The organism is Marinobacter sp. HL-58 (assembly GCF_001314605.1).
Classification (GTDB): Bacteria; Pseudomonadota; Gammaproteobacteria; order Pseudomonadales; family Oleiphilaceae; genus Marinobacter.
This window is the reverse complement of record NZ_LIHP01000016.1, coordinates 175,612-201,110: the sequence shown is the minus strand read 5'-3', so window position 1 is coordinate 201,110 and position 25,499 is coordinate 175,612. Positions and strand designations below refer to the sequence as shown.

At 59.0% G+C, this 25,499-nt stretch carries 23 protein-coding genes; 14 read left to right on the top strand and 9 right to left on the bottom strand.

Going from position 1 to position 25,499, the window contains the following annotated elements:
• The first annotated feature begins 1 nt into the window (after position 1).
• Together HLUCCO03_RS13365 and HLUCCO03_RS13360 are read left to right on the top strand one after the other, a co-directional pair.
• Positions 2–928 (top strand): universal stress protein, encoded by a 927-nt coding sequence (locus HLUCCO03_RS13365; protein ID WP_036197353.1) that lies wholly within the window; start codon positions 2–4, stop codon positions 926–928.
• Between the two features lie 26 nt (positions 929–954).
• Positions 955–2,499, top strand: a complete 1,545-nt coding sequence (locus HLUCCO03_RS13360) for a phospholipase D family protein (protein WP_051603803.1) — start codon at positions 955–957, stop codon at positions 2,497–2,499.
• Between the two features lie 15 nt (positions 2,500–2,514).
• Here the strand turns inward: HLUCCO03_RS13360 and HLUCCO03_RS13355 are convergent, their stop codons facing one another.
• The 3 genes from HLUCCO03_RS13355 to HLUCCO03_RS13345 all read right to left on the bottom strand — a co-directional run bounded on the left by HLUCCO03_RS13355 (position 2,515) and on the right by HLUCCO03_RS13345 (position 4,986).
• Positions 2,515–3,699, bottom strand: coding sequence for an NAD(P)/FAD-dependent oxidoreductase (locus tag HLUCCO03_RS13355; protein ID WP_027831378.1), 1,185 nt, complete (start codon positions 3,697–3,699; stop codon positions 2,515–2,517).
• A 184-nt stretch (positions 3,700–3,883) separates the two neighbouring features.
• Positions 3,884–4,693, bottom strand: a complete 810-nt coding sequence (locus tag HLUCCO03_RS13350) for a PhzF family phenazine biosynthesis protein (RefSeq protein ID WP_027831379.1) — start codon at positions 4,691–4,693, stop codon at positions 3,884–3,886.
• The gene (locus tag HLUCCO03_RS13345) at positions 4,690–4,986 is read right to left on the bottom strand and encodes a hypothetical protein (RefSeq protein ID WP_036197358.1); all 297 of its coding nucleotides are present in this window, start codon (positions 4,984–4,986) and stop codon (positions 4,690–4,692) included. Before HLUCCO03_RS13345 ends, HLUCCO03_RS13350 begins: the two co-directional genes overlap by 4 nt.
• Positions 4,987–5,163: 177 nt before the next feature.
• On the opposite strand from HLUCCO03_RS13345, the gene HLUCCO03_RS13340 reads away from it, so the two are divergent.
• A complete protein-coding gene (locus HLUCCO03_RS13340) occupies positions 5,164–6,576 on the top strand; it encodes a PLP-dependent aminotransferase family protein (protein ID WP_027831380.1) in 1,413 nt (470 codons plus the stop codon).
• A 9-nt stretch (positions 6,577–6,585) separates the two neighbouring features.
• Here HLUCCO03_RS13340 and HLUCCO03_RS13335 read toward each other — a convergent pair whose 3' ends face one another.
• The gene (locus HLUCCO03_RS13335) at positions 6,586–7,224 is read right to left on the bottom strand and encodes a response regulator (protein ID WP_027831381.1); all 639 of its coding nucleotides are present in this window, start codon (positions 7,222–7,224) and stop codon (positions 6,586–6,588) included.
• A complete protein-coding gene (locus HLUCCO03_RS13330; protein ID WP_027831382.1) occupies positions 7,221–8,717 on the bottom strand; it encodes an ATP-binding protein in 1,497 nt (498 codons plus the stop codon). The genes HLUCCO03_RS13335 and HLUCCO03_RS13330 overlap by 4 nt, the downstream gene beginning before the upstream one ends.
• 155 nt (positions 8,718–8,872) lie before the next feature.
• Here HLUCCO03_RS13330 and HLUCCO03_RS13325 point away from each other — a divergent pair, with 155 nt between their 5' ends.
• The 6 genes from HLUCCO03_RS13325 (at position 8,873) to HLUCCO03_RS13300 (ending at position 15,943) form a co-directional block, all read left to right on the top strand.
• Positions 8,873–10,501 carry an acyl-CoA synthetase gene (locus HLUCCO03_RS13325; protein WP_027831383.1) on the top strand — a complete coding sequence of 543 codons (1,629 nt, stop codon included), beginning with the start codon at positions 8,873–8,875 and terminating at the stop codon, positions 10,499–10,501.
• 53 nt (positions 10,502–10,554) lie between these two features.
• Positions 10,555–11,931, top strand: a complete 1,377-nt coding sequence (locus HLUCCO03_RS13320; RefSeq protein WP_027831384.1) for a solute carrier family 23 protein — start codon at positions 10,555–10,557, stop codon at positions 11,929–11,931.
• A 246-nt stretch (positions 11,932–12,177) separates the two neighbouring features.
• Positions 12,178–13,011, top strand: coding sequence for a metal-dependent hydrolase (locus HLUCCO03_RS13315; RefSeq protein ID WP_027831385.1), 834 nt, complete (start codon positions 12,178–12,180; stop codon positions 13,009–13,011).
• A 107-nt stretch (positions 13,012–13,118) separates the two neighbouring features.
• Positions 13,119–14,069 carry a DegV family protein gene (locus tag HLUCCO03_RS13310; protein ID WP_027831386.1) on the top strand — a complete coding sequence of 317 codons (951 nt, stop codon included), beginning with the start codon at positions 13,119–13,121 and terminating at the stop codon, positions 14,067–14,069.
• Positions 14,070–14,223: 154 nt separating this feature from the next.
• Positions 14,224–15,258 carry a hypothetical protein gene (locus tag HLUCCO03_RS13305; protein WP_027831387.1) on the top strand — a complete coding sequence of 345 codons (1,035 nt, stop codon included), beginning with the start codon at positions 14,224–14,226 and terminating at the stop codon, positions 15,256–15,258.
• Positions 15,259–15,289: 31 nt separating this feature from the next.
• Positions 15,290–15,943, top strand: coding sequence for a LysE family translocator (locus HLUCCO03_RS13300; RefSeq protein ID WP_027831388.1), 654 nt, complete (start codon positions 15,290–15,292; stop codon positions 15,941–15,943).
• Positions 15,944–16,031: 88 nt separating this feature from the next.
• Here HLUCCO03_RS13300 and fdxA read toward each other — a convergent pair whose 3' ends face one another.
• On the bottom strand, positions 16,032–16,355 hold the full coding sequence (gene fdxA, locus HLUCCO03_RS13295) for a ferredoxin FdxA (RefSeq protein WP_027831389.1): 324 nt from the start codon (positions 16,353–16,355) through the stop codon (positions 16,032–16,034).
• Positions 16,356–16,492: 137 nt separating this feature from the next.
• Positions 16,493–19,126 (bottom strand): DNA mismatch repair protein MutS, encoded by a 2,634-nt coding sequence (mutS, locus tag HLUCCO03_RS13290; protein ID WP_027831390.1) that lies wholly within the window; start codon positions 19,124–19,126, stop codon positions 16,493–16,495.
• A gap of 82 nt (positions 19,127–19,208) precedes the next feature.
• Between mutS and HLUCCO03_RS13285 the strand changes: the two genes are divergently transcribed.
• The 3 genes from HLUCCO03_RS13285 (at position 19,209) to HLUCCO03_RS13275 (ending at position 21,410) form a co-directional block, all read left to right on the top strand.
• Positions 19,209–19,709: a CinA family protein gene (locus HLUCCO03_RS13285; RefSeq protein WP_027831391.1), complete on the top strand. Its 501-nt coding sequence runs from the start codon at positions 19,209–19,211 to the stop codon at positions 19,707–19,709.
• A gap of 146 nt (positions 19,710–19,855) precedes the next feature.
• A complete protein-coding gene (gene recA, locus HLUCCO03_RS13280; protein WP_027831392.1) occupies positions 19,856–20,902 on the top strand; it encodes a recombinase RecA in 1,047 nt (348 codons plus the stop codon).
• A 34-nt stretch (positions 20,903–20,936) separates the two neighbouring features.
• Positions 20,937–21,410: a flavodoxin family protein gene (locus HLUCCO03_RS13275; protein ID WP_027831393.1), complete on the top strand. Its 474-nt coding sequence runs from the start codon at positions 20,937–20,939 to the stop codon at positions 21,408–21,410.
• Positions 21,411–21,417: 7 nt separating this feature from the next.
• On the opposite strand, the gene HLUCCO03_RS13270 is transcribed toward HLUCCO03_RS13275, so the two are convergent.
• Together HLUCCO03_RS13270 and HLUCCO03_RS13265 are read right to left on the bottom strand one after the other, a co-directional pair.
• Positions 21,418–21,795 carry a PilZ domain-containing protein gene (locus tag HLUCCO03_RS13270; RefSeq protein ID WP_027831394.1) on the bottom strand — a complete coding sequence of 126 codons (378 nt, stop codon included), beginning with the start codon at positions 21,793–21,795 and terminating at the stop codon, positions 21,418–21,420.
• A gap of 178 nt (positions 21,796–21,973) precedes the next feature.
• On the bottom strand, positions 21,974–22,258 hold the full coding sequence (locus HLUCCO03_RS13265) for a hypothetical protein (protein WP_027831395.1): 285 nt from the start codon (positions 22,256–22,258) through the stop codon (positions 21,974–21,976).
• Between the two features lie 164 nt (positions 22,259–22,422).
• Here HLUCCO03_RS13265 and HLUCCO03_RS13260 point away from each other — a divergent pair, with 164 nt between their 5' ends.
• Positions 22,423–24,831 carry a Lon protease family protein gene (locus HLUCCO03_RS13260; protein ID WP_027831396.1) on the top strand — a complete coding sequence of 803 codons (2,409 nt, stop codon included), beginning with the start codon at positions 22,423–22,425 and terminating at the stop codon, positions 24,829–24,831.
• Between the two features lie 17 nt (positions 24,832–24,848).
• Positions 24,849–25,475: a response regulator FixJ gene (gene fixJ, locus HLUCCO03_RS13255; protein ID WP_027831397.1), complete on the top strand. Its 627-nt coding sequence runs from the start codon at positions 24,849–24,851 to the stop codon at positions 25,473–25,475.
• The last annotated feature ends 24 nt before the right edge of the window (positions 25,476–25,499 follow it).

The following is a 25,499-nucleotide window of genomic DNA, read 5'->3' as shown; positions in this document are numbered from 1 at the left end:
TATGACACAAGCCAAGGAATTCACCAACGAACCCGGCCAGAATAACAACCATAACAATCACCAGGGCGAGGTTAAGATGTTACGAGTAGTTGCCTGTATCGATGGTTCCAGGGCCGCACCGGCAGTCTGTGATTACGCAGCCTGGGCCAGCAAGCATATGGAAACCCCTGTCACGCTTCTGCATGTTCTGGATGAGGAGCGTTATCCGATGGAACCGGACCTGGCCGGCAGCATTGGTCTGGGCAGCCGTGAGCAGCTGATGGACGAGCTGGCCGAACTGGACCGGAAGCGATCGAAACTGGCCCTGGAGCATGGCCACCACATGCTGGACGAGGCCGAGGACCGGATCCGGACCCTGGGAATCGACGACATCATCAAGCGTCAGCGCCACGGCGACCTTACCGAGTCCCTGCTGGCCCTGGAGAACCAGACCCGTCTGCTGGTAATGGGGCTTCATGGCGAAAGCAGCTCTGACCGGGACGTGCATGTGGGCAGCCAGCTGGAAACCGTGATCCGCAGTGTCCACCGGCCGATTCTCCTGGTACCGGACGAATACCAGCAGCCGAAAAGCGCAATGCTGGCGTTTGATGGCAGTGCCACCGCGTTCAAGGGTGTGGAGTTGCTGGCCGGCAGCCCGGTACTCAAGGGTATGCCGATCCACCTGGTGATGATCGGTGCGGATACCAGTGACCGCCGGGAGCAGCTCCGGAAAGCCGAAAAGATGCTCGGCGGGCTCGGTTCGGACATTACCCTGGCCATCCGCGCCGGTGATGTGGAGCCCACCCTCCATGCATATCAGGAAGAGCACGATATCGATATCCTGGTCATGGGCGCTTACGGGCATTCGCGGATTCGCCAGTTCCTGGTGGGAAGCACCACAACCACAATGCTCAAGACCGCCAGAAAACCTCTGGTGATCCTGCGTTAATGCCATTGTGCCGGCGTTCCCCGGCCATGCTCCCGGCGTCAGGCGGTTGGTTCCTGGTGCTGATGGCAATGCTGACGGGATGTGCTGGCAGTCTGCCACCGGTGACACACCCGGGAGTCGGGGAAGCCTTGCAAAACAACGACAGCTTTCTTTCCACCCAGTCCAGGCAAAGGTTGGCCGGTACGAATGGCCAGTCCGGTTTTTACATGCTGGATTCCGGCCAGGACGCCTTTCTCTATCGTGCGGCGCTGATCGAAGCGGCAGAACAGAGCATCGACGCGCAGTACTACATCTGGAGCAACGACCCGTCGGGGCAGTATCTGGCCGGGCGACTGTTACTGGCTGCGGACCGTGGGGTACGGGTCAGGCTGCTGCTGGATGATTTCAATGCCGGAACCATCGGTGAGCTGTTTGCCGCCCTGGATACCCATCCGAACATTGATATCCGCATCTTCAATCCCGCCAGAAGCCGCAGTGGCTGGGGCCGATGGGTATCCTTCCTGCTGGACTTCGACCGTATCAACCGCCGCATGCACAACAAGACGTTCGTGGTGGATGGTACCGCGGGTATTGTTGGCGGCCGCAACATCGGCGATGAGTATTTCGGCTTTGATGCCGGCCGCTATTTCCGGGACCGCGACGTGTTCGCGCTTGGTCCGGTGGTTGGCGGAATGACGGACAATTTTCAGGCCTACTGGAACAACCCCTGGGCCTATCCCGTGGCCACGCTGTACCCGGGTACTCCCGCCGGGGGAGACCTGGCTGCCACCATGGACAGGCTTCGGCGCCAGGCCACAACACAGGGCCGGCTGCCGGTGCCGGCGCCTGTGGACTTTGAGCAGGGCAGGACGGAACTTACTGGGATGTTCGAGAAGATGACACTGGCCTCCGGCGAGCTGGTGTTCGACTACCCTTTTGAAACCATGGAAGAGCCGGCCGAAGCTCCGAGACGAAGTGCCAGAGCACTGCAAAAACTGGCAGAGGCTGCTACCCGGGAAATCCTGATCGAGTCCGCCTACCTGATCCTCACCTCGGAGCAGTTGCAGCTACTTGATATCGACGACCGCCAGGGGCTGCAGGTATCTGCGTTGACCAATTCACTGGCCTCCAACGACCTGGTCACCAACCATGCCGGTTATGCCCGCTGGCGCCCTTACATGCTCGGGCAGGGGATGCGAATCTACGAACTCAGGCCAGACGCGGAGGCGTGCCAGCAGTGGCTGAGCAGGGATGCGGTCTGTTCGACGGGAGAGGTCAGCCTGCACTCCAAGTCCGTGGTGTTCGACCGCAGCACGCTGGTGGTGGGGTCTTTCAATGTCAATCTTCGTTCCATTTACCTGAACGGCGAGACGGTGCTGATCATTCACAGTGCGGAACTGGCAGGGCAGGTGGCGGATGACATCCGCTCTGTCATGGCACCCGGTAACAGCTGGGAAGTGTCATTGGACGATGGCGGAGACCTGCAATGGCGCAGCGATGAGCAGGTGTATTCCAGCGAGCCTACGGTTGGCTGGTGGCGCCGTGTCGAGTCCCGTTTCCTGTCGTGGTTGCCTGTCGAGAAGTATCTCTAGGATTGTCCGGGCTGGTCAGGCAACACTGCCGGCCGCCACGCCGGACGCCCATGCCCACTGAAAGTTGTGCCCGCCAAGATGACCGGTGACATCCACCACCTCTCCAATGAAGTACAGATCCGGTCGTTCAATAACCGCCATGGTCCTGGATGAGAGCTGGCGCGTGTCCACGCCGCCCAGTGTTACTTCGGCGGTCCGGTAGCCTTCGGTGCCGGCGGGTTTGATGGCCCACTGGCCAAGGGCACGGGCCGCTTTTTCGATGTCACTGTTCTTGTATTCCTGCAGCGGTCCTGACCAGCCGTGGAGGTCATTCAGGGCCTGCGCAAAGCGCTTGGGCAGGTGTTGCATCAGGTACTGGGCGAGGGTGGATTGCGGTCTGCTTTTTCTGAGCTGATACAGATCCTGCCCGATATTGGTAGCAGGGAGCATATTGATGCTCAGGCTGTCGCCGGGATGCCAGAAACTGGAGATCTGCAGCATGGCCGGTCCGCTCAGGCCCCGATGGGTGACCAGCATGGGTTCGCGGAAGTGTTCGTTGTTGCAGTGTACGTCCACCGGGCAGCTGACACCGGAAAGAGGGGCGAGTTGCTGTTTCAGCTCCGGGTGCAGGGTGAAGGGCACCAGTCCCGCCCGGGTGGGCAATACGGTAAGGCCGAATTGTCGTGCAATGTCGTAGCCAAAGCCGGTGGCGCCCATGGTGGGAATGGACAGGCCGCCGCACGCCACTACCAGGGATTCGCAGTTCAGGGCACCGGCGTTGGTTTGCAGCTGGTAGCCGTTGTCGGTGGAGCTGATTGTTCTGACGCTGGTATTCAGCCGCACTTCCGCGCCGGCCCATTCGCACTCGGTCAGCAGCATGTTGAGTATTTCCTTGCTGCTGTCCTTGCAGAAAAGCTGGCCGGCGGCTTTTTCCTCGTGTTCGATGCCGTGGCGCTCCACCAGATCCAGGAAGTGCTGGGGGGTGTAGCGTTTGAGGGCGGAGATGCAATAGTGGGGGTTGTCCGAGAGGAAGTTGGCCGGGGTGCTGTTGAGATTGGTGAAGTTGCAGCGGCCGCCGCCGGACATGAGGATTTTCTTGCCGGGTTTGTTGGCGTGGTCGATGACCAGGACTTTGCGGCCGCGATAGCCCGCCGTTAATGCGCACATTAGGCCTGCTGCGCCGGCGCCTATGATGATGACGTCGTAGTTCTGTTCTTTCATGCTTTGGAGTTCCGGCACGGGTTGAGGGTGGTCAGGGATACGCGGTGAATACGTCCGTGTACGCTCGACAAAAACATCCCTGTTTTTGACGATCCCTGACCACCCTCAACCCGTGCCTTGCCGAACATCTGTGTTGCCTGCCGCTTTGCGTTTGTTCGGCGCAGTATACATTTTTGCCGGGGTTTCAGGGCAGGTGAACGGAGCCTTCCATGTAGAAAGCCGCCTGGCCGGCTATGGCTACGCGGTCGCCTTTCAGTTCGCAGCGCAGTACGCCTCCTCTGGCAGACACCTGATTCGCCAGCAGCGTGCTTTTGCCAAGCTTCTCCGCCCAGTAGGGCACCAGCACGCTGTGGATGGAGCCGGTGACCGGGTCCTCGTCGATACCGGCGCCGGGGGCGAAGTAGCGGCTGACGAAGTCGCAGTTGTTGCCCGGTGCGGTGATGATGACGCCCTGGTTGCCCAGTTCCCGGAGCTTGCGGATGTCGGGCTGGGCGGCTTTTACCGAGGCTTCGTCTTTCAGGACGACCATGTAGTTGGTGTCGTTGGGCACGAAAAAGGACGTGTCCTGGGTGCCTTCCAGTGCGTTGCGGATCAGATCCGGTGTGGGACGTGCTTCAAAAGGTAGGTTGGGGAAGTCGAGCGCCAGCCAGCCATCGTCCTTCATTTGCACGCCCAGGGGGCCACTTCTGGATTGGAAGCGGATCTGTTTTTGCTGCCAGCCCAGTTTGTTGAAGACGACCCAGGCGCTGGCCAGGGTGGCGTGGCCGCATAGGGGAACTTCTACCGTTGGTGTGAACCAGCGTATGTGAAAGTCTTCTTCTGCATGGTCGGGAAGGGCAACCAGAAAGGCCGTTTCCGAGAGGTTATTCTCCAGTGCCAGTTTCTGCATGGTGTCGTCTGGCAGCCACTCTTCCAGTGGCATAACGGCAGCGGGGTTGCCACCAAAAACCTGGCTGGTAAACGCGTCGACCTGGTAGATCGGTAATGTTTTCATGACTCCTCCCTTGTGAACGTGTCAGCGTAGCGGTGTGCCCGGTGGGCGGCAAATTGGCTCAGTTCCACGGCGCTGTAGAAGTGAAGCTCTGGCAGAGCTTTCGAGTGGGTAATGATCCAGTGTTCGGATTTGACCAGGCGCATTTCAAAGCCGAGGTTCTCCAGCCACTTCCGGGCGGTGTGGATGGTCATCGGGGCCAGGTCGTGGTTGTGGCCAACGCCCAGCAAGTCCCTGCGGCTGGCCGGTGGTATCTCTGTCAGCGGGTGGGGCTGTAATCGGTTCAGTGCGGTCATGGTGAAACTCCTTCTTCCGGACGCTGATCACCATTCTCCGCCGCTGCAGACAACCATAACAGATTCAGATATTGTGGTTTTGAACCGGTACAGATCCACGGTATCTGCATCTGTACCGGTCAGGATTCCGGCAATCTGTACCGCCGTTACGCTTGATGGATATGGCAGGATAAGGTCATGGGCATTCTCTATAACCAGGTGGCAGACCAGTTGCAGGCGCTGATTCGTGACGGGGTTTATCGCGAAGGGGAGCGGCTGCCCGGTGTTCGGGCGTTGAGCCGGCAGTTTGGTGTGAGCGTTTCGACGGTACTTCAGGCCCACCAGACGCTGGAGGCCCGTGGCTATCTGGAAGCCCGGGAACGCAGCGGCTATTTTGTGCATCTGCCCAGGCGGGATATGCCCGAACCGGTGATGCAGCAACACAGGGCCAAACCCATGCCGGTGAGCGCCCGGGAGATGACGCTGGACCTGTGTGCCGACGAGCAGAAGCGCATGGTCCCGCTGGCGGCCGCAGTGCCGCACCCGGATTTCCTGCCGGTCCGGCAGATCCAGCAGGCGACCTTGTGGGCGGCCAGGCGTGGGCTGGAATCCCTGGATTATGCCTTTCCGGGCAAGATTGAATATCGCCGCCAGGTGGCCCAGCGGATGGCGGCCCTGGGTGTCATGGTCACACCCGACGATATTATCGCCACCAACGGTGCGCAGGAGGCGATCATTCTGGCCCTGAAGGCAGTGACTTCACCCGGGGATATCGTCGTGGTTGAGTCGCCTTCGTTTCCGGGCATTCTTCAGGCCCTGGATGTTGTCGGGCTCAGAGTGATTGAAGTGCCGACGCATCCGTCCGAAGGGATGAGCCTGGAGGGGCTGGAACTGGCGCTGGAGCAATGGCCGGTCAAGGCATGCGTGGTGGTCCCCAATCACAGCAACCCGATGGGCGCGCGGATGCCGGATGAGCGTAAGCAGCAGTTGGTGTCGATGCTGGAGCGGGCCGGTGTGCCGCTCATTGAAGACGATATCTATGGTGATGTTTTCCACACCGGCGAGCGGCCGAGACCGGCAAAGGTCTTCGACCGTACCGGCAATGTGATCTATTGCAGTTCGTTTTCAAAAACCATTTCGCCGGGGCTGCGCCTGGGCTGGATGATGCCTGGAAAATATCTGGCCGAGGCGCGCCAGCAGAAGTATTTCAGTAATCTGGGAACCGCGAGTCTACCGCAGCTTGCGGTGGCCCGTTTCCTGGAGCAGGGGGGGTATGACCGTTACCTGCGCTCGGTCCGGCCACGTTTTCGCGAGGCTACCGAGCGGATGCGGTCTGCGGTGGGGCGGTCATTTCCGGAGGGCACCGCTGTCAGCCGCCCACAGGGTGGTTTCGTGCTCTGGGTTCAGCTTCCGGGCAAGACGTCCGGAACGGAGGTTTACCGCCGGGCCCGGGAGGAAAACATCAATGTGGCTCCGGGGCTGATGTTCTCCACAACCGACAAATACCAAAACTGCCTGCGGCTCAATGGCGCCAACCCATGGAGTGAGCGGATCGAGCACGCGGTTGCCCGCCTGGGTGCCATTGCAACCGCTTTGGCGTCGGAATCCTGAGCCCCGGACTTACCTTGTTCTCAGCTCCAGTGGGTCCAGCAGGCCGGCGGCGATGGCGATGCCGGTAACATCCGGCACCCGCTCCACGCCCAGTCGCTTCATGACCCGCGCCCGGTAAAGATCAATGGTCTTGATGCCCACGTCCAGCTGCTCGGCAATTTCCCGGCTGGTGTAACCCTGGGCCAGTGGCAGGAATACATCCCGTTCCCGGCGGGTGAGGGAGGCTATCAGGGCATCGGTCTGAGCGTCGCCCTGTTGCCGGGTGCTGGTGGCCTGGTGCTGCTGCAGGGCCTGCTGAACGCTGTCGAGCAAAAGCTGTTCATTGAAGGGCTTTTCAATAAAATCAAAGGCTCCGGACTTGAACGCCCGGACAACAATGGGCACATCCGCATGGCCGGAAACAAAGATAATGGGTAACTGCGAGCCGCGTTTCTGCAACTCCTCCTGAACGTTCAGCCCGCCGAGGCCGGGCATACGGATATCCAGCACCACACAGCCGGTCTGCTCCGGTTCCACCGCTTCCAGAAACCGGCGCCCATCGGCGTAAGGGCGTACCTGCAAGCCCACGGACTCGAGTAACCACTGGGTGGATTCCAGCATACCCGCGTCGTCGTCCACCACGTAGACCGTATTGGGTTGTTCACTCATTCTGGTGTGTCTCCCCGGGGATCGTCTGGTGTATTTGTGCGGGAAAGGGCGGGGGGAAACCGGCAGACCAGCACCAGCCCGCTGCCTTCGGCCGGTTTTGCATCCAGGAATCCGCCAAAACCCTCGATAATGGAGCGGCTCATGGAAAGCCCCAGGCCCAGCCCCTGGGGTTTGCTGGTGTAGAAGGGTGTAAACATTTGCCGCAGGCCCTCGTTATCCAGTCCCGTACCCTGGTCGGTCACCTCGATCAGGGTTTCCCGTTCCGGTGTCACGCAGGTTGTCAGGGTTATCCGTGAGGCGGTGTCATTGCCGCCACGGGCTTCCAGGTTGGCGTCGATACCATTGCGCACCAGGTTGATCAGGACCTGCTCAAGCAACACCGGGTCGGCCGTGATCACCGGATTGCTTTCGGCCAGCCGAGTCCGTATGACCACGTTGTTTTTGTCCGCATCCCACTGGCACAGGCGCCGGACGTTGGTAACGGTATCGTTAATGCTGATCGGAGCCGTTCGTTTCTGGCCCTTGCTCAAAAACGCCCGCAGACGTCTGATCACTTCCGAGGCACGATTGGCATGGTGGGTAATGCGCTGGAGCCCGTCGTCCACCCGTTCCAGGCATTCGGGGTGTTCCTGTGCCTGTTTCAGGTAGCGCTGGCTGGCGCTGGCAAAATTCACGATGGTGGCCAATGGCTGGTTCATTTCGTGGGCGATACTCGAGGCCAGTTCGCCAAGGGTTGCCAGCCGGGCCGTGTGCGCCAGCTCGTCGGCCAACCGCCGGTTGTTTTCTTCCGATTCAACTCGCGCCGTTATATCCCGGGACACACTCACCACCTCGATCACCGCTCCGGTGTAGGTTTCCCGGATGGCCCTGCTGGCAATTTCAAACCAGCGCCGGCTGCCATCCCGGTGAGTAATTTCGAGGGTCAGGGTGGCGTAGCCTTCGTCCCGCAGCCTGTTGCGTGCTTCTTCCAGTTCATCGTGAATGGAGCTGCTGCGAAACACGTCTTCCAGGGGTTTGCCTCGCAGTTCTTCCGGCCAGTACCCCAGTAATCGCCAGGAAGCCGGAGTGGCATCGATAAAACGGCCATCCGGGGCGTGACGGGAAATAAGGTCTGTGGTGTTTTCGGTGATCAGGCGGTAAAGGCGGCTGCAGCGGGTCGCTTCGTTCAGTTTGCGGAGCTCATCAGTGGCATTTCTGCCACGGGCGAGAACCTGGCCGGAGGCCCGATCGGGAATGAATGTCCAGAGCAGAGCGATACCGGGCAGGTGGCATTCCACGCCCTCAATGGCCCGCCCCTGGCTGACGCTGGCGTTGATCAGTGCCTGTGTGTTGATTGGTAACAGGCCTGCAATCTCTTCTGTGCCTGCTTCCCGGGCCAGCATCTTTGCCGCCGGATTGCTCGCCAGAATGGTGCTGTCCGGGCCCAGTACAAGCCCGGCTTCCGGATCGCATTCAGGGAGCTGAAAGACCGGGACTGTGGATATTATTGTCATTGGCCAGCCATTGTATAGTAGTAATACTATAATACGTTGGTGTAATTTCTAGTAATGTTGCTATTTAATACCATTTTCGCCAGCCATGAGTATAGCTTTTCCGGCGTACTTACTGAATACACCATAAGAACAATGGAAGCCAAAGGACCACACCAATGACCTCGATTTTTGATCAGGCCCTGGAGCCTGTCGACGCCAACTATTCTGTTCTGTCCCCCATCGATTTTATCGAGCGCACCGCCAGTGTGTACCCGGAGTATCCGTCGGTGATTCACGGTGCTATCCGCTACAGCTGGAGCCAGACCTACGAGCGTTGTCGCCGGCTCGCTTCTGCACTGGCCGGCCGTGGCATTGGCCAGGGCGATACCGTGGCGGTGATGCTGCCCAACATACCGGCCATGGTGGAGTGCCACTTTGGTGTGCCCATGATCGGGGCGGTTCTCAATACCCTGAATGTACGTCTGGACGCAGAAGCCATTGCCTTCATGCTTGAGCACGGCGAGGCCAAAGTGGTGGTTGCCGACCGTGAGTTTGGCGATGTGGTCCGCGATGCCGTCAGTCGCCTGAACGAAAAGCCGCTGGTGATCGATGTGGATGATCCGGAGTACGGCGAAGGCACCCGGGTAAGCGATCTCGACTACGAGGCCTTTTTGCAGGAGGGTGACCCGAATTACCAGTGGCGCCTGCCGGGTAATGAATGGGATGCGATTTCCCTGAACTACACCTCCGGCACTACCGGTAATCCGAAAGGCGTTGTCTATCACCATCGTGGCGCCTACATGAACAGCCTGGGTAACCAGGCGGTGTGGTCCATGGGCCAGCACCCGGTCTATCTCTGGACGCTGCCCATGTTCCACTGTAATGGCTGGTGCTTTCCCTGGACCGTCACCGCTCTGGCCGGTACCCATGTGTGCCTGCGCCGGGTGGACCCGGAGAAAATCCTGCAACTGATCCGTGACCACCAGGTCACCCATATGTGCGGTGCGCCGATCGTCCTTAACGCTCTGCTGAACGTGCCGGAATCCGCCAAGGCGGGTATCGACCACGAAGTGAAGGCGATGACCGCCGGTGCAGCTCCCCCCGCCCAGGTTATCGGCGCCATCGAGGAAATGGGCATTGCCATTACCCACGTGTATGGCCTGACAGAAGTCTATGGTCCGGTGACCGTGTGTGCCTGGAAGTCCGAATGGGACGAAAAAACCCTGGATGAGCGGGCCACCATCAAGGCGCGTCAGGGCGTTCGTTACCACACCCTGGCGGGCACCATGGTAGGCGACCCCAATACCATGGAGCCGGTGCCGAAGGACGGCAAAACCATTGGCGAGATTTTCCTGCGCGGCAATACCGTGATGAAAGGCTACCTGAAGAACCCCAGGGCCACGGAAGAAGCCTTCCGGGGCGGCTGGTTCCACACCGGCGACCTGGCGGTGTGGCACGAAGACGGGTACATGGAAATCAAGGACCGCCTGAAGGACATCATCATCTCCGGCGGCGAGAACATCTCCACCATTGAAGTGGAAGATGCCCTGTACCGTCATCCTGCAGTGCTGGAGGCCGCCGTGGTGGCGCGTCCGGACGAGAAGTGGGGCGAGACGCCCTGTGCGTTCATCACCCTGAAGCCTGAGGCCGGCGATGTCAGCGAAGAGGACCTGATCGGGTTCTGCCGTGAGCGCCTGGCCCGCTTCAAGGTACCGAAAACCATCGTGTTCACGGAGCTGCCGAAGACTTCCACCGGCAAGATCCAGAAGTTCGTCCTGCGAGACCAGGCGAAAGAACTCGGCTAAGACCACAAAAACAACATCAGGCGCGGAATACCCCGCGCCAGGAGACTTCTGTTATGCAATTGTATGAACGCAAAAACGGGGAAGAGCAGCCGTATTGGCCTGCAGGCCCCTTCAAAGTCCGACTGCCATTTGTCCATTACCGCTGGGAATTTGCGGAAATGGTGCAGGCCCTGATCATGTTCGTGGTCAGCCTGGCGATGATTCCACTGCTGGAAAAATACCTTGGCGTGCCCTACGACGTCGCCCTTGCCTATGTGGTGATCTGTGGTATTGGCTTCATGTTGCCAGCGCTGCTGGGTGTCCCCCTGGTACCTGGCTGGATTACCCCGGGTATTCCTGTGGTGCTTCTGTTCCTGGGCGATTACGAGCCCGGCCCCGAGGCCATCCAGGCCCTGTTTGCCCTGCAGTTCCTGGTGTTCATTATTTTCCTGGTGCTGGGGATAACCCGCCTTGGCAGTAAGCTGGTGGAGCTGATTCCCCGGTCCATGAAGGGCGGTATTATCATTGGCGCCGGTATAGCCGCGCTGATGGGTGAAATCGAGGCCGGTGGCCGCCTGGCGGAAACCCCCATATCGCTCATTGTCGGTGGCCTGGTGTGCCTGTACCTGATGTTCTCCGTTTCCTTCAAGGGCTTTGTGGACAGCAGCAACATTGCCCGCAAGATTGCCAACTACGGCATGGTGCCCGGGATGGTCGTCGCCATCGTCGTGGGCTTTGCCACCGGCGAGTATGCCGTACCCGAGGTGGAGTGGGGCATCACCAAGCCGGCGTTTGATGAGCTCTGGAACTACCTGCCGTTCACGGTTGGTTTCCCGGATGCCAGCGTGTTCATGTACGCCATCCCGACCGCAGTGATTGCCTATGTCATTGCCTTCGGTGACATTGTTGTCGGCCAGTCCCTGATGAGCCGTGTCGACCATCTGCGCAAGGATGAAGACATTGACAACAGCATTGACCGTGTACACCTGGTCACAGCCATTCGTAATGGTGGCCATGCCTTCTTCGCTCCGTATCCGGGTCTGGCAGGCCCGATCTGGACAGCGGTCACGGCCACCATGGCGGAGCGCTACAAGTATGGCCGCAATGCCATGGAGTCCATCTACAGTGGTGGCGGTACCTTCTGGATCACCGGTTTCATTGCCGTATTCATGTTGCCGCTGGTGAGCTTTTTCCAGCCGGTACTCCCGATTGCCCTGTCACTGACCCTGCTGCTGACCGGTTACATCTGCCTGATGGTGGGCCTGGAGCAGCTGGAGAACAACACCGAACGCGGTATTGCCGGCACCATGGGTGTGGTGCTGGCGGTTTATGGCGCGGGCTGGGGCCTGGCCACCGGTGCGGTGCTGTATTTCCTGATTGAGCGCACCAAACTGATCGGATTTACCGCAGACCCGGAAGCGCCGGGTGTGAAAGCGGCCGAAGAGCACTAACGAGAACCTCCGGCCTTGCCGGAGGTTCTCAACCCCTGTGTGTCCTTGGAGGTATCGGCATTGCCATACCTCCTTTTTTGTTGTTGACGATCTGTCATTTTGTGACAATCTGTCGGTTTTTTCCTGTTCCTGCCTTCCTTCCGGGCTCAATCCGGGTTTAAACTGAATCCTCTGATCAATTTTCGTACTCGGTTTTCCGCAGTACGGTGAATGCCGCTCCATAATCACAATAAACCGGAGGCAGTCATGACTATCAGCTCCACACCCGAGGGGGTATCCGTTACCCCACGGCACCTGCGCTTCGATCTTGCCGAAGAACTCAGAACGCTCTGGCACGGCAACGACGCCTTTCGCACGGCCTTTTTCAACGCCCTCTCGCTACAGTTTCCGGACGGGGAGCAGCAGTTTATCAACGCTGTCCGCCTGTATCGTGACCAGGTGGATGACCCCAAGCTGAAAGAGGAGATCCGCGGGTTTATCGGGCAGGAGGCGCTGCACAGTCGGGAGCACAAGCATTACAACGAAGCCCTGAAAGCGCGGGGTTACAATATTGATGCCATTGACGAGCGCTTTCGCAAGCACATGGAGTGGGTAGGCAAACTGCCCCCGAGTCGGCAGCTGGCAGGAACCTGCGGCGCGGAACACTATACCGCCGTGCTGGCCAACGCGATCCTCAAGCACCCGGAATGGATGGACGGGGCGACCCCCGGGATGGCCAGGTTATGGCGCTGGCATGCCATCGAGGAGACCGAGCATAAATCCGTGGCTTTCGACGTCTATCGTCATTGCGTGGGCAATGAGCGGCTGCGGCGGGTTGTGTTCCTGTTTGTGACCTGGAACTTCTTCAAGTACACCTTCCTGAATACCTGCAGCCTGCTGAAGACCGATGGCAAGCTATGGAGCCCGGGCACCTGGATTGGTGGTATCAACTTCCTCTGGGGAAAACCGGGCGTATTGCGCAAGTGCCTGCCGGACTTTCTGGCCTATTTCCGCAAGGGATTTCACCCCTGGCAACAGGATAATCGTGACCTGATCCATAAAAACCTCAACGAACTTGAGCTGGAGCAAACTGCCGGCTAACGGGGTGCTGAAATTGCCGGGGGTTTGTGTAAGACTGGGCGCTGCCAGGAACAATGACAATAAAGGGAAGAGCCCGGCAGGCTGACTTCCCGCAGCTGGAGGCCCCCATGCGCGTTGGTCTGATTGTGGATTCAGCTTGTGATCTGCCTTATGAGTTCAGTCGCAAGCACGATCTGTTCATTCTGCCCGTGACCGCCGTTATCGACGGTCAGACCTACATTGATGAGCACGATCCGGTTCGGACCCAGGAGTTCTACCAGAGCGGATTACTGCAAAAAGGCCACCATGCGGAAACCCAGGCCTTTTCCCCACAGCAGATCCACGATCTGTTCATGGAAAAGATCGTCACCCAGTTTGATGTGGCGATCTGCGAAACCGTCACCCGCTCCCGCAGCCTGATTTTCCAGAATGCCACCGAAGCCATGAACAGTGTCATGGCGCACTACCAGGAAGCGCGCAAGGCTGCCGGCCGTGAAGGCAAGTTCTCCATGCGTGTGATCGACAGCAAGCAGATATTTGCCGGCCAGGGCCTGTTGGCAGCCCATACGTTGCGGCTGATCGAGCAGAAACTGTCCAAGAACGCCCTCCGCAATGAAGTCGAGATTTTCACCGACAAGATCTACACCTGCGTAATCCCGCGGGACCTGCATTACATCCGCGAACGTGCCCGCAAACGGGGCGACAAGAGTGTTTCCGCGCTGGTGGCCTTTCTGGGCAAGGCGCTGAACATTACGCCGGTCATATTCGGACAGGGGGCACAGGGGCAGCCAGCGGCCAAAACCCGCAGCTTTGACATGGCGGTGGAAAAAGTCATGAACTACGCCGTCGGCCGGGTAGAGGCCGGGTTGCTGACGCCTTATGTCAGCCTTTCCTGTGGCCTGACCTGGACGGAGATCGAGGACCTTCCCGGCCTGAACCGGCTGCGGGATGCGTGTGAGAAAAACGGCGTGGAACTGCTGCTGTCCCAGATGGGGATTACCAGCAGTATCTATGTCGGCCCTGGCAGCCTCTGCCTGGCCCTGGCGGCCGAGCCTCACGAATTCAGCGATTTCCAGTAATAACCGCCTGGTGCCATCAGGAGGTGCCGTTGCCGCTTGGCCCGCCTGCATCCTGCCGGGTGTATCTTCGGCAAACGCGGCCGGTGCAGCTTCGTGTTAGCCTCTTTCACTTCCTAACGCCAACGCCCACTTTCTGACAGCACCGGACCTGATTATGACCAAAGGCAAAACGGATCTCGCCAATGCACTGCTGGAGCAGCATGTAAAACATGAAATGGCGTCCCTGAAGGGTGCGAAACTGCGACGGTTCCTGGCAACAGAGGTGGATGAGCTGTTTGACTACGCCGGTACCATCACACTGAACCGGATTACCTCGGTGGAACAGGTGATGGGTGTGATTCACCGTATTGTGATCAACATGGAGCTGGACGCCGGGATACCGGAGCTGGCAGCAGAGATGGCCACGGAAGTGCTTAATGCCCCGGTTCAGCGAACCTCCCGCCTCAATGACATAATCACCCGCGAGCAGGCGACCGGCTTTCTGGAAGAGGCCCTTGAGCTTCGCCAGCAGCGGGAAAGGGTGATCAGTGAGATCATGGCGCACCCGGTCTACCAGGAGCTGGTTTCCAACGTGGTATACCAGGGCGTGGTGAATTACCTCTACGAGGACAACCTGATTACCAAGAGTGTCCCCGGCGTGGGTTCGATGATGAAGTTCGGCAAGCGCATGGCCAACAAGGCAGTGCCAGGCCTGGATGAAAGCTTCGAGCGCCGCTTCAAGGCCTGGCTGTCTGACAGCCTGCCGGGGCTGATTGCCCGTAGTGAACAGTTTCTCCACCGGGCGCTGACAGACGATGAACTGCGGGACAGCGTGATGGCAGCCTGGGTATCCCTTGAAGACCGCACCATCGAAGAGCTTCATGAAGGGCTGGGAGATGTGCAGTTACAGGAGTTCGTGGTTCTGGGCTACGAATTCTGGCTGCAGTTCCGCAAGACCGACTACTTTGAAGGCTGTGCCAGGGCAGTGGTGGAGCACCTGTTCACCCTTTACGGCGACAGGCCGGTCATCGAGCTGCTCCGCACGGTTGGCGTCGACCGCGAGGTGGTGATGGCGGAAGTCGATGCCTACGCACTTCCGGTGATAGACGTGTTGCGGGAGGAGGGGTATCTTGAAGCCCTGATCCGTCGCCGTCTCGAGCCGTTCTACAGGTCCGCGGCGGCAAAAAAGCTTTTGCAGCAGGAGAGCTGAGCACACCTGCTGTCCGCGGGGTTGTCTGGCAATGTGGATACCGACCGAACTGTTCTGGGCCTATCTGGTAGCAATTACGCTGCTGACGTTAACACCGGGCGTGGATACCCTGCTGGTGATGCGCAACGCCGGCCGCGGCGGTCTGCGGGACGGTTGCGTGACCAGCGTGGGCATCTGTAGCGGGCTTTTCATTCATGCCACCCTGTCTGCCCTGGGCATCTCCGTGTTGCTGGTGGAGACCGCCTGGGCCTTCACCATGCTCAAGTGGGCAGGTGCCTGTTACCTGGTCTGGCTGGGGCTCAGTTCCTTGCGTCAGGCCATCAAGCGTTCTCCGGGGCAGGGAGCTGCAGAGCCGTCATTGGCGGCAGCATCGGCGCTGATGAAACCGGCGTCAGCTGCGGTGGCGTTCCGCGAAGGCCTGCTGTCCAACGTCCTGAATCCCAAAACCGCATTGTTCTATATGGCGCTTTTGCCCCAGTTTATTGACCCTGCAGGTAATGCCTTCCAGCAATCGCTGTTTCTGGCCGCCGTTCATTTTGTGCTGGCCATGGCCTGGCAATGTGCACTGGCTGCGCTGGTGGTCAAGTCCCGCAGGCTGGGTGTGGGGCAGGGTGTCAAACGCACACTGAACGCCCTCACCGGTGGTTTTTTCGTTGCCATGGGGGCGAAGCTGGCAACCCAGTGAGCCGTTGGCGGCCATCTAACCGCAGGCCACAAAAAAAGGGGAGCACCTGTGGCTCCCCTTTTCGTTCCGCATGCGCGGTACGCTGCAATTACTTCTCCAGATACTGCAGCTTGTCCGGCTTGCCGTCCCACTCTTCGGCGTCTGGAAGCGGGTCTTTCTTCTCGGTGATATTCGGCCACTTGCCTGCCAGCTCGGCATTGAGCTCAACAAACTGGACCTGGTCTGCAGGCAGCTCGTCCTCGGAGAAGATGGCCTCTGCAGGGCACTCCGGCTCGCACAGGGCGCAATCGATGCATTCGTCCGGATCAATTACCAGAAAATTCGGGCCTTCGTAGAAGCAGTCAACCGGGCATACTTCCACGCAATCCGTGTATTTGCACTTGATGCAGTTATCAGTAACGATAAACGCCATAGTCAGATTCCTGGTCCAGTAGTCAATCTCATCAGAGTAATAATAATTGCGCGATATTGTATTGAGCGGCCTGCCCGGTCGCAAGCGCCGAGGCGCTATATCGTTATTACATGGGTCAATTCTGCCGCAATTTGCGCTTAATTATTCAGCAGTTCCTTCAATTCATACAGTCGGTTCAAGGCCTCCCGGGGTGTCAGCCCGTCTACATCCAGTTCCGCCAGGGTTTCCTCCACCTTGCTGGGTTCCAGGCTGGCAAACATATCCCCCTGCATCACCGGCTCGCTGACCTGTTTCGTGCGTTTTTGCCGTTCAGGCTCGGCGCTTACCGCTACAGTGCTGCCGGGCGCGGGATTGGCCGGCGCAGCGCTGCCCTCAAGGTGGGACAGCTGCTCCCGGGCATTGCGGATAACATCCTGGGGCACCCCCGCCAGTTTGGCCACCTGCAGGCCGTAACTCTGGCTGGCAGGGCCATCATGGACATTGTGCAGGAATACGATGGTGTCGTCGTGCTCCGTGGCCGTCAGGTGAACATTGACGGCATGCTCGAGCTCATCAGCCAACTGCGTGAGTTCGAAATAGTGGGTGGCGAACAGGGTATAGCAGCGAATATGTTTTGCCAGGTGTTCCGCCGTGGCCCAGGCCAGTGACAGACCATCAAACGTGCTGGTACCGCGCCCCACTTCATCCATCAGCACCAGGCTGTGCTCGGTGGCGTTGTGGAGGATGTTGGCGGTTTCGGTCATTTCCACCATAAAGGTCGAGCGCCCGCCGGCGATATCATCCGAGGAGCCCATACGGGTGAAAATACGGTCCACCGGGCCAATCACCACCCGGTTGGCAGGTACGAAACTGCCGGTGTAGGCCAGCAGGGCAATCAGCGCTGCCTGGCGCATATAGGTGGACTTACCGCCCATGTTGGGGCCGGTGATGACCAGCATGCGCCGTTGCTGGTCCATCAGCAGGTCGTTGGGTACATAGGGCTCACTCAGTAATTGCTCCACCACCGGGTGGCGGCCTTCCTCGATATCAAAGCCGGGGGTATTACTGAACTCCGGCGCATTGAAGCGCAGGCTTGTGGCGCGCTCGGCAAAGTTGCTGAGTACATCCAGCTCCGCCAGGGCCTGGGCGGCATCCTGCAGCGGTGCCAGCTGGGCAGCCACGGTTTCCAGCACTTCATCGTACAGCGCTTTTTCCCGCGCCAGTGACCGGCTCTTGGCACTGAGGGCCTTGTCCTCGAATTCCTTCAGTTCCGGAGTGATAAACCGCTCGGCATTCTTCAGGGTCTGGCGCCGGATGTAGTCCACGGGGGCATGGCCGGACTGGGCACGGCTGATCTCGATGTAGTAGCCGTGTACCCGGTTGTAACCCACTTTGAGGGTACTGATACCGGTGCGCTCCCGCTCCCGGGTTTCCACGTCCAGCAGGAACTGGCCGGCGTTCTCGCTGATGTTGCGCAGTTCGTCCAGCTCTTCGTCGAACCCCTCACGGATTACGCCGCCATCACGAATGACCACCGGTGGGTTGTCGATGATGGCCCGCTCCAGAACATCGGCCAGTTCCGGATATTCACCGATGGTGGTGGCCAGCTTGACGATATGGTGGGAACTGACCGGCTTCAGGGCCTGTTGCAGATCCGGAAGTGCCTGGAAGGCATCCCGCAACCGGGCCAGATCCCGCGGCCGTGCCGAGCGCAGCGCCACCCGTGCCAGAACCCGCTCGATATCCCCGATGCTCTTGAGCAGGTCGTGAACCGGCTCGTAATGGAATCCGTCCAGCAGTGCAGCAACGGCCTGCTGGCGCTGCTCCACCACGGCCACATCCCGCAGTGGCCGGTTGAGCCAGCGCCGAAGCTGGCGCCCCCCCATGGCGGTGGCGGTGCGGTCCATTACCCACGCCAGGGTGTGCTGGGTGCCGCCCATGAGATTGGTGTCGATTTCCAGGTTGCGGCGGCTGGTGGCGTCCAGTATCACGGCCTCTTCGCGCCGCTCCCGGCTGAGCTTGCGGATGTGGGGCAGGGCGGTGCGCTGGGTCTCTTTGGCATATTGCAGCAGGCAACCGGCAGCGCAGATCGCCAGGGTGAGGTCCTCACAGCCAAAGCCGGTCAGGTCGCGTACCTGTAATTGCTGGGTAAGCACCCGGTGGGCGGTATCGGATTCAAACAGCCAGGGGCCCTGGCGCCGGATACCAGTGTAGCCTTCAAGCAGCTCCTGGTAGGGAAAATCCTCGCTCACCAGAATTTCTGCCGGCCGTAATCTCTGCAGTTCTCCCTGCAGGCTCTCGGTGCCGTCCAGTTCGGAAACGGTAAACCGTCCGCTGGAAATATCCAGAGAGGCGAAACCGAACTGTTCCCGGTGGCTGTAGATGGCAACCAGCAGATTATCGCGGCGGTCTTCGAGGAAGGCGTCGTCACTGAGGGTGCCGGGTGTCACGATACGAACCACCTGGCGATCCACGGGCCCTTTGCTGGTGGCCGGGTCGCCAATCTGCTCGCAGATGGCGATGGATTGACCAGCCCGTACCAGACGTGCAATGTAACCCTCAGCGGAATGATACGGAATGCCAGCCATGGGAATCGGGCTGCCACCGGACTGCCCCCGGGCGGTGAGGGTAATGTCCATCAGTTCGGCGGCCTTTCTGGCATCGTCGTAAAACAGCTCGTAGAAGTCCCCCATGCGGTAGAACACCAGTTCGTTGGGGTGTTCGCCCTTGATCTTGAGGTATTGCCTCATCATCGGGGTGTGCTGGGACAGATCGGTCTGGGCTGCTGACATGAACGGTTCCGGATCCATTGGCTTTATATGAAGGCAGGGATTGTAAGAAAATAACCGCCATGATGAAACGAAGGAGAACATTATGCCACTGACCGACCTGGCATTGGCGGAAGCCGGTGAGCAACTGGCTGAATTACTCGAGCGGCGCCGGCTTACCATTGCCACCGCTGAAAGCTGCACCGGGGGCTGGGTTGCCAAGGTTCTGACCGATCGCGCGGGTTCCTCCGCCTATGTATTGGCGGGGCTGGTGACCTACAGCAATGACGCCAAGAAGGGGTTGCTTGGAGTTACCGATCGATCTCTGGATGAACATGGTGCCGTCAGTGAGCCGGTGGTGCGGGAGATGGTTGCCGGTGCGCTGGCCGCAACCGGTGCCAGCGTTGCGGTGGCGATCAGTGGCGTCGCAGGCCCCGGAGGTGGCAGCGAAGACAAGCCGGTGGGCACGGTGTGGTTTGCCTGGGGCAGCTCGCCGACGGATACCGAGGCGGTGGTGGAAATCTTCGAGGGCGACCGGGATCAGGTACGGCGCCAGGCTGTATTGTATGCGTTACAGGGGGTTAGAGGCTTTCTGGAAAACTCCTGAGATTGAGGGGTTGGTCTTGCCCGCGGGTTATGTTTTAATACTGTTCAAATATACAGGAGTCCGGTTTTTCCGGGGTCCGCCGTTTACGATGATGGCCGTCGGGCTCCCGTCCCGGTTACGGCATTGGCGACAGAGGGTTTGCAACGATGGAAGACAACCGCAACAAAGCACTGAGCGCAGCACTTAGCCAGATTGAACGTCAGTTCGGCAAGGGTGCCGTCATGAAAATGGGCGACCAGCCCCGGGAAGCCATCCCTGCGGTTTCCACCGGTTCCCTTGGCCTGGACGTAGCGCTGGGTATCGGTGGGTTGCCCTATGGCCGTATCTGTGAGATCTATGGCCCGGAAAGCTCCGGTAAAACCACACTGACCCTCCAGGTGATTGCCGAAGCCCAGAAAGATGGCAAAACCTGTGCCTTTATCGACGCCGAGCACGCGCTTGATCCCATCTACGCCGAAAAGCTGGGTGTAAACGTGGATGACCTGCTGGTATCCCAGCCGGACACCGGTGAGCAGGCGCTGGAAATCGCCGATATGCTGGTGCGCTCCAATGCGGTGGACGTCATCATTGTGGACTCGGTTGCGGCGCTGACTCCGAAAGCCGAAATTGAGGGTGAAATGGGCGACAGCCATGTGGGCCTGCAGGCTCGTCTGATGTCCCAGGCCCTGCGCAAACTGACCGGTAATATCAAGCACGCCAACTGCCTGCTGATCTTCATCAACCAGATCCGTATGAAGATTGGCGTTATGTTCGGCAGCCCGGAAACCACCACCGGTGGTAACGCCCTGAAGTTCTACTCTTCTGTTCGCCTGGATATCCGCCGCATCGGTTCGGTGAAAGACGGCGATGAAGTGGTCGGCAACGAGACCCGTGTCAAGGTGGTCAAGAACAAGGTCTCCCCGCCGTTCCGGCAGGCCGAATTCCAGATCATGTACGGCAAGGGCATCTACCACATGGCCGAAGTGCTCGACATGGGCGTGAAGGAAGGCTTCGTGGACAAGTCCGGTGCCTGGTACGCCTACAAGGGCGACAAGATCGGCCAGGGCAAGGCCAATGCCTGCAAGTTCCTGGAAGAGAACCTGGATATTGCCAGGGAAATTGAAGCCGCTGTGCGTGACAAGCTGATGCCCAAGCCGGTGAAAAAAGAAGCGGCTGAAGAGGTAACCGCAGACGCCAATGGTGAGCTTCTTTAAGGGCTGACCGTTCTCGGACTGTCGGGGAGGGAGCATGGAAAACGCGAAGAAAAAGTTGCTGGTCGTTGCCCATGCTCCTTCCCCGAATACCCTCAAGCTGCGGGAAGCCGTAGAGCAGGGCGCCAGACACCAAGACATCGAGAATGTTGATGTCACCGTGTTGCCGCCACTGGAAGCCGGCCCGGACGACGTTCTGGCCTGTGACGCCATTATCCTTGGCACCACTGAAAACCTCGGGTATATGAGCGGTGCCCTCAAGGATTTCTTCGACCGCAGCTACTACCCCTGCCTGGAGGAAACCCAGGGCCTGCCTTTCACTTTTTACATCCGTGCCGGTCTCGACGGCACCGGCACCCACCGTGCCATTGAATCCATTACCACGGGCCTGCGCTGGCGCCTGGTGCAGGAGCCTTTGCTCTGCCACGGTGAGTATCGGGAGGAGTTCGAGGAACAGTGCCGGGAGTTGGGGCTGTATATGGCGGCCGGCCTGGATGCGGGGTTGTTCTAGCCCGGGATTAGCTGGCGTACTGGTTGTAGAAGCCTTCAATGCGCGACAGCGCATTGTCTACCGTTCTTGAATAACCTTTCTTGTCGAAACAGTAGCTGAACTGGACGCTCACCCGGTAACCGGTCTGATAGGGCTGGCAGTTCACCACGCGGGCGGCAACGCGGGACTGGCTGATGTATTTGCCATCAAAGTCCATGTAAAGCCTGGCGCCCGGTTCCACGGGCCTGGGGCAGAGAACTGCCATGCCATAGCGGTTCATATCAAGGCAGGTCACTGCGGTTGAATTCTTCCCCCGACCAAAAAAGCCCCGTTCCTGCAGCCGTACCTTGAGGCACATGGCAGGGTAGCGGTCCTTGATTCTGCGGTCTGCGGAATCACTCGTCATACACTGGCATCCATTGCTGATCTTGTGTTTGTTATTGCCCCGTTCTTCCACCGGGATCACGGAGTTTAGTTCCCGTGATGGTGGCTGAAAAATGACCAAGCCGAGAACTGTGATCAGGTTATCAAAATTGATGCGTTCCCACCTGTGTCACCGAATCATGCCCATTCTGCCATGGCTTTCAGGCCCGGGTACTTACCAGCCGCCCTCTGCGATCCTCGGAGGGGGCTTCCTGCCCGGTTTTGGGATTGAGCAGGCGCGGGCTGCGCCTGGAGCGTTTCTTGCGCCGGTCCGGCCCTTCGAATGCAACCTGGACACGGCGCCTGTCCGGTTGAGCACGGCGGTCGCCTGCAGGTTTTTCCGGGGTCGATGCCGCCTGCGAGGTTTGTGGCGCCGTGAAGGGCTGGCGTTTGCGCAATGATTCCAGCACGGTCAGCGGTTGCGACTGATTTCGGTAAATGTCCATTAAGTGAGTGTCCTGCCCTATGGTTGAGCATTGCCATTATGCCCAATTGATCAATTTATCGACAAGTTTGGCTAAATCTTTAGCCTGAGCGCGACAGGGCCGGCCCCAGATTCTACAATGACCGGCCATAACCAAATGCTTTCATACCGTTACAGGACCGAACCTTGAAGTCACTGTCCCTGAACCAGCTCTACAAAGCCTGTGTACTAAAAGATTTACCGTTCAAGACCACTCGTCAGCTCGAGCCCCTGGCGGAAATTGTCGGCCAGAACCGCGCGCAGGCAGCGGTCCGGTTTGCCCTGGCCATGCCCCACGGCGGTTATAACGTGTACGCGGTCGGGCGCAATGGCCTGGGTAAACGCACCATGATGCTGCGGTACCTTGAACATCATGTAGACACGGAAAACCAGAGCCATGACTGGTGCTACGTGGCCAACTTCGAAGAGCCTCGTGTTCCCAGGATGCTGCGGTTACCGGCCGGCAAGGGCACAGAGTTGAAGCAGGATATGGAAAAGCTGATGGGGCGTCTGATGAAGATGATTCCCCAGACCTTCGACAGCGACAGCTTTCTTGAACGGGCGGAACAGCTGAAGAACGAATACGGCAAGAAACAGGAAGACGAGCTGGAAAAGGTCGCCGCCCAGGCCAGGCGAAAGAAAGTCAGCCTGAATATCACCACGCCCGGCGGCTATCGCCTGGTGGCGATGAATGGCGACGAACCCCATACCGCCGAGACATTCCAGGCCCTGACCGAGGAGCAGCGGGAAAAATTCGAGAGCGACATCAACAAGCTCGAGAAAAAGCTGCGCCAGGCGCTGCGCAAACTGGCGGACTGGGAGCAGGAATACGCGGAGAGCCAGCAGGCACTCAACGAGGAGACCCTGGAGGGTATCTCCGGCCACCAGATTGATGAGCTGATCGAGAAATACCATGACCAGCCGGATGTGGTGGCCTATTTCGAGGCTGTCCGCAAGGACCTGTCCGAGAGCCTGGAGATTTTCCTGGAAGACAATGAAGAGCAGGCAGCGATTGCCTACGCTTCGCTGGACAAGAAGATGCCACGGCGTTACCTGGTGAACGTGCTGGTCCACCAGAAAACCGATGAAGTGCCGGTGGTGGTGGAAGATAACCCCACCTACCATAACCTCTTCGGCTATGTGGAAAGTGTGACGTTCAAAGGCACCGTGTTCACCGACTTTTCACTCATCCGTCCGGGCAGCCTTCACCGTGCCAACGGCGGTTACCTGCTGATGGATGCCATCAAGGTACTTGAGCAGCCGTTCGTATGGGATGGTCTTAAGCGGGCGCTCAGGTCCCGATCTATCCAGATCAATTCGCTGGAACGGGAGCTTACCCTGTCCGGCACCATCTCGCTGGAGCCGGAAGCTGTTCCGCTGGATGTGAAAATCGTGTTGTTCGGTGACCGGGAAACCTGGATGCTGCTGCAGGAGTATGATCCCGAATTCGCCGAGCTGTTCCGGGTTACGGCGGATTTCGAGAACGAGATGATGCGTACGGACGAAAGCCAGTTGCTGTACGCCAAGTTCATCGCCAGCCTGGTGGATGAAAAGAAATTGCTGCACTGCAGCAACAAGGCTGTGGCCCGAATCATTGAACACAGCGCGCGGATGGCAGAACACCAGGACCGCCTCTCGCTGCACGCGGCGGATATTGCCAACCTGCTGCGTGAATCGGATTACTGGGCACGGCAGGCGGGCGCCAGGCTGATCCAGAACACCCATGTGGATCAGGCGCTGGAAAGTGCCCGCTATCGCAGCAGCCGCATTCGGGATCAGTTCTACGACTCCATCCGCGACGGGTCCACCCTGGTGACGACCAGTGGCACCTGTGTGGGGCAGGTAAATGCGCTGTCGGTACTTTCGACCGGTGGCTTCGAGTTTGGTCTTTCCAACAGAATTACCGCTACCTGCTATTATGGTGATGGCGGTGTGATGGACATCGAACGGGATGTGAAGCTGGGGGGTAATATTCACTCCAAGGGCGTGATGATACTCAGCTCCTGGCTCTCGGCTCATTTTGCGGTCAATGACCCCATGCACCTGTCGGCGAGCCTGACGTTTGAGCAGAACTACGGTGAAGTAGATGGCGACAGTGCGTCGCTGGCAGAGATGTGCGCCCTGGTATCGGCCCTGTCGGGGTTGCCCGTAAGGCAGGATCTGGCAATCACCGGTTCCGTCAACCAGTTTGGCCAGGTGCAGCCCATTGGTGGCGTTAATGAAAAAGTCGAGGGCTTTTACAGTACCTGTAAGCTGACGGGCGAGCTGACCGGTACCCAGGGGGTGATCGTTCCCGCCACCAACGTACAGAACCTGATGCTTGATCAGGAAGTGGTGCAGGCGGTCCGTGCCGGCAAGTTTACCGTGCATTCGGTAAGCCGGGCGGAAGAGGCCATTACCCTCCTTTTGGGCAAGCCGGCAGGCAGGGCGGACAAGAAAGGCAGGTATCCCAAACAGAGTGTTTTTGGCATGATCCAGCAACGTCTGGAGAAAATGCGCGAGCATGAGCGTCAGGAACATGCCCGGGATGACCATAAAGACCCGTCGATTCACTGAAAGGAGAGACAAGGCACATGACTGATACCCAGCAAACAGTGTACGTAGTGGAGGATGACGAGGCGGTTCGTGACTCGCTGGAGCTGCTGCTGAAATCCGATGGCAAGCCGGTCAGAACTTATGACAACGCCAACGCGTTCCTGAAGGATTATTCCGACAAGATGGCTGGCTGCATTGTGCTGGATATCCGTATGCCCGGGATGGACGGCATGGAGCTTCAGAAAAAACTGAATGAAAAGCACTCCATTCTCCCGATCATATTCGTGACCGGGCATGGTGACGTGCCCATGGCCGTGGATGCCATGAAAGAGGGCGCCGTGGACTTCATCCAGAAACCCTATCGGGAAGAGGCGCTGCTGCAGAAGATCGAGGCGGCGCTGGAGCAGGATCGGGAGCAGCGCAAAACCCTTGGTGAGAAGCAGGAAATTCTCCGCCGCGTGAAAAGCCTGACACCCCGTGAGCACGAAATCATGGACCGTATGATCGCCGGGCAGGCCAACAAGGTGATCGCCATCGAGCTGGAGATCAGCCAGCGCACCGTGGAAATACACCGTTCCCGGGTTATGCACAAGATGGGCACCCACTCACTGGCACACCTGGTCCGTATGGTTCTGTCCGTAAAGGACCTTATCGACGAACGCTGATCAGGCCGGCATCATGCAGTCACT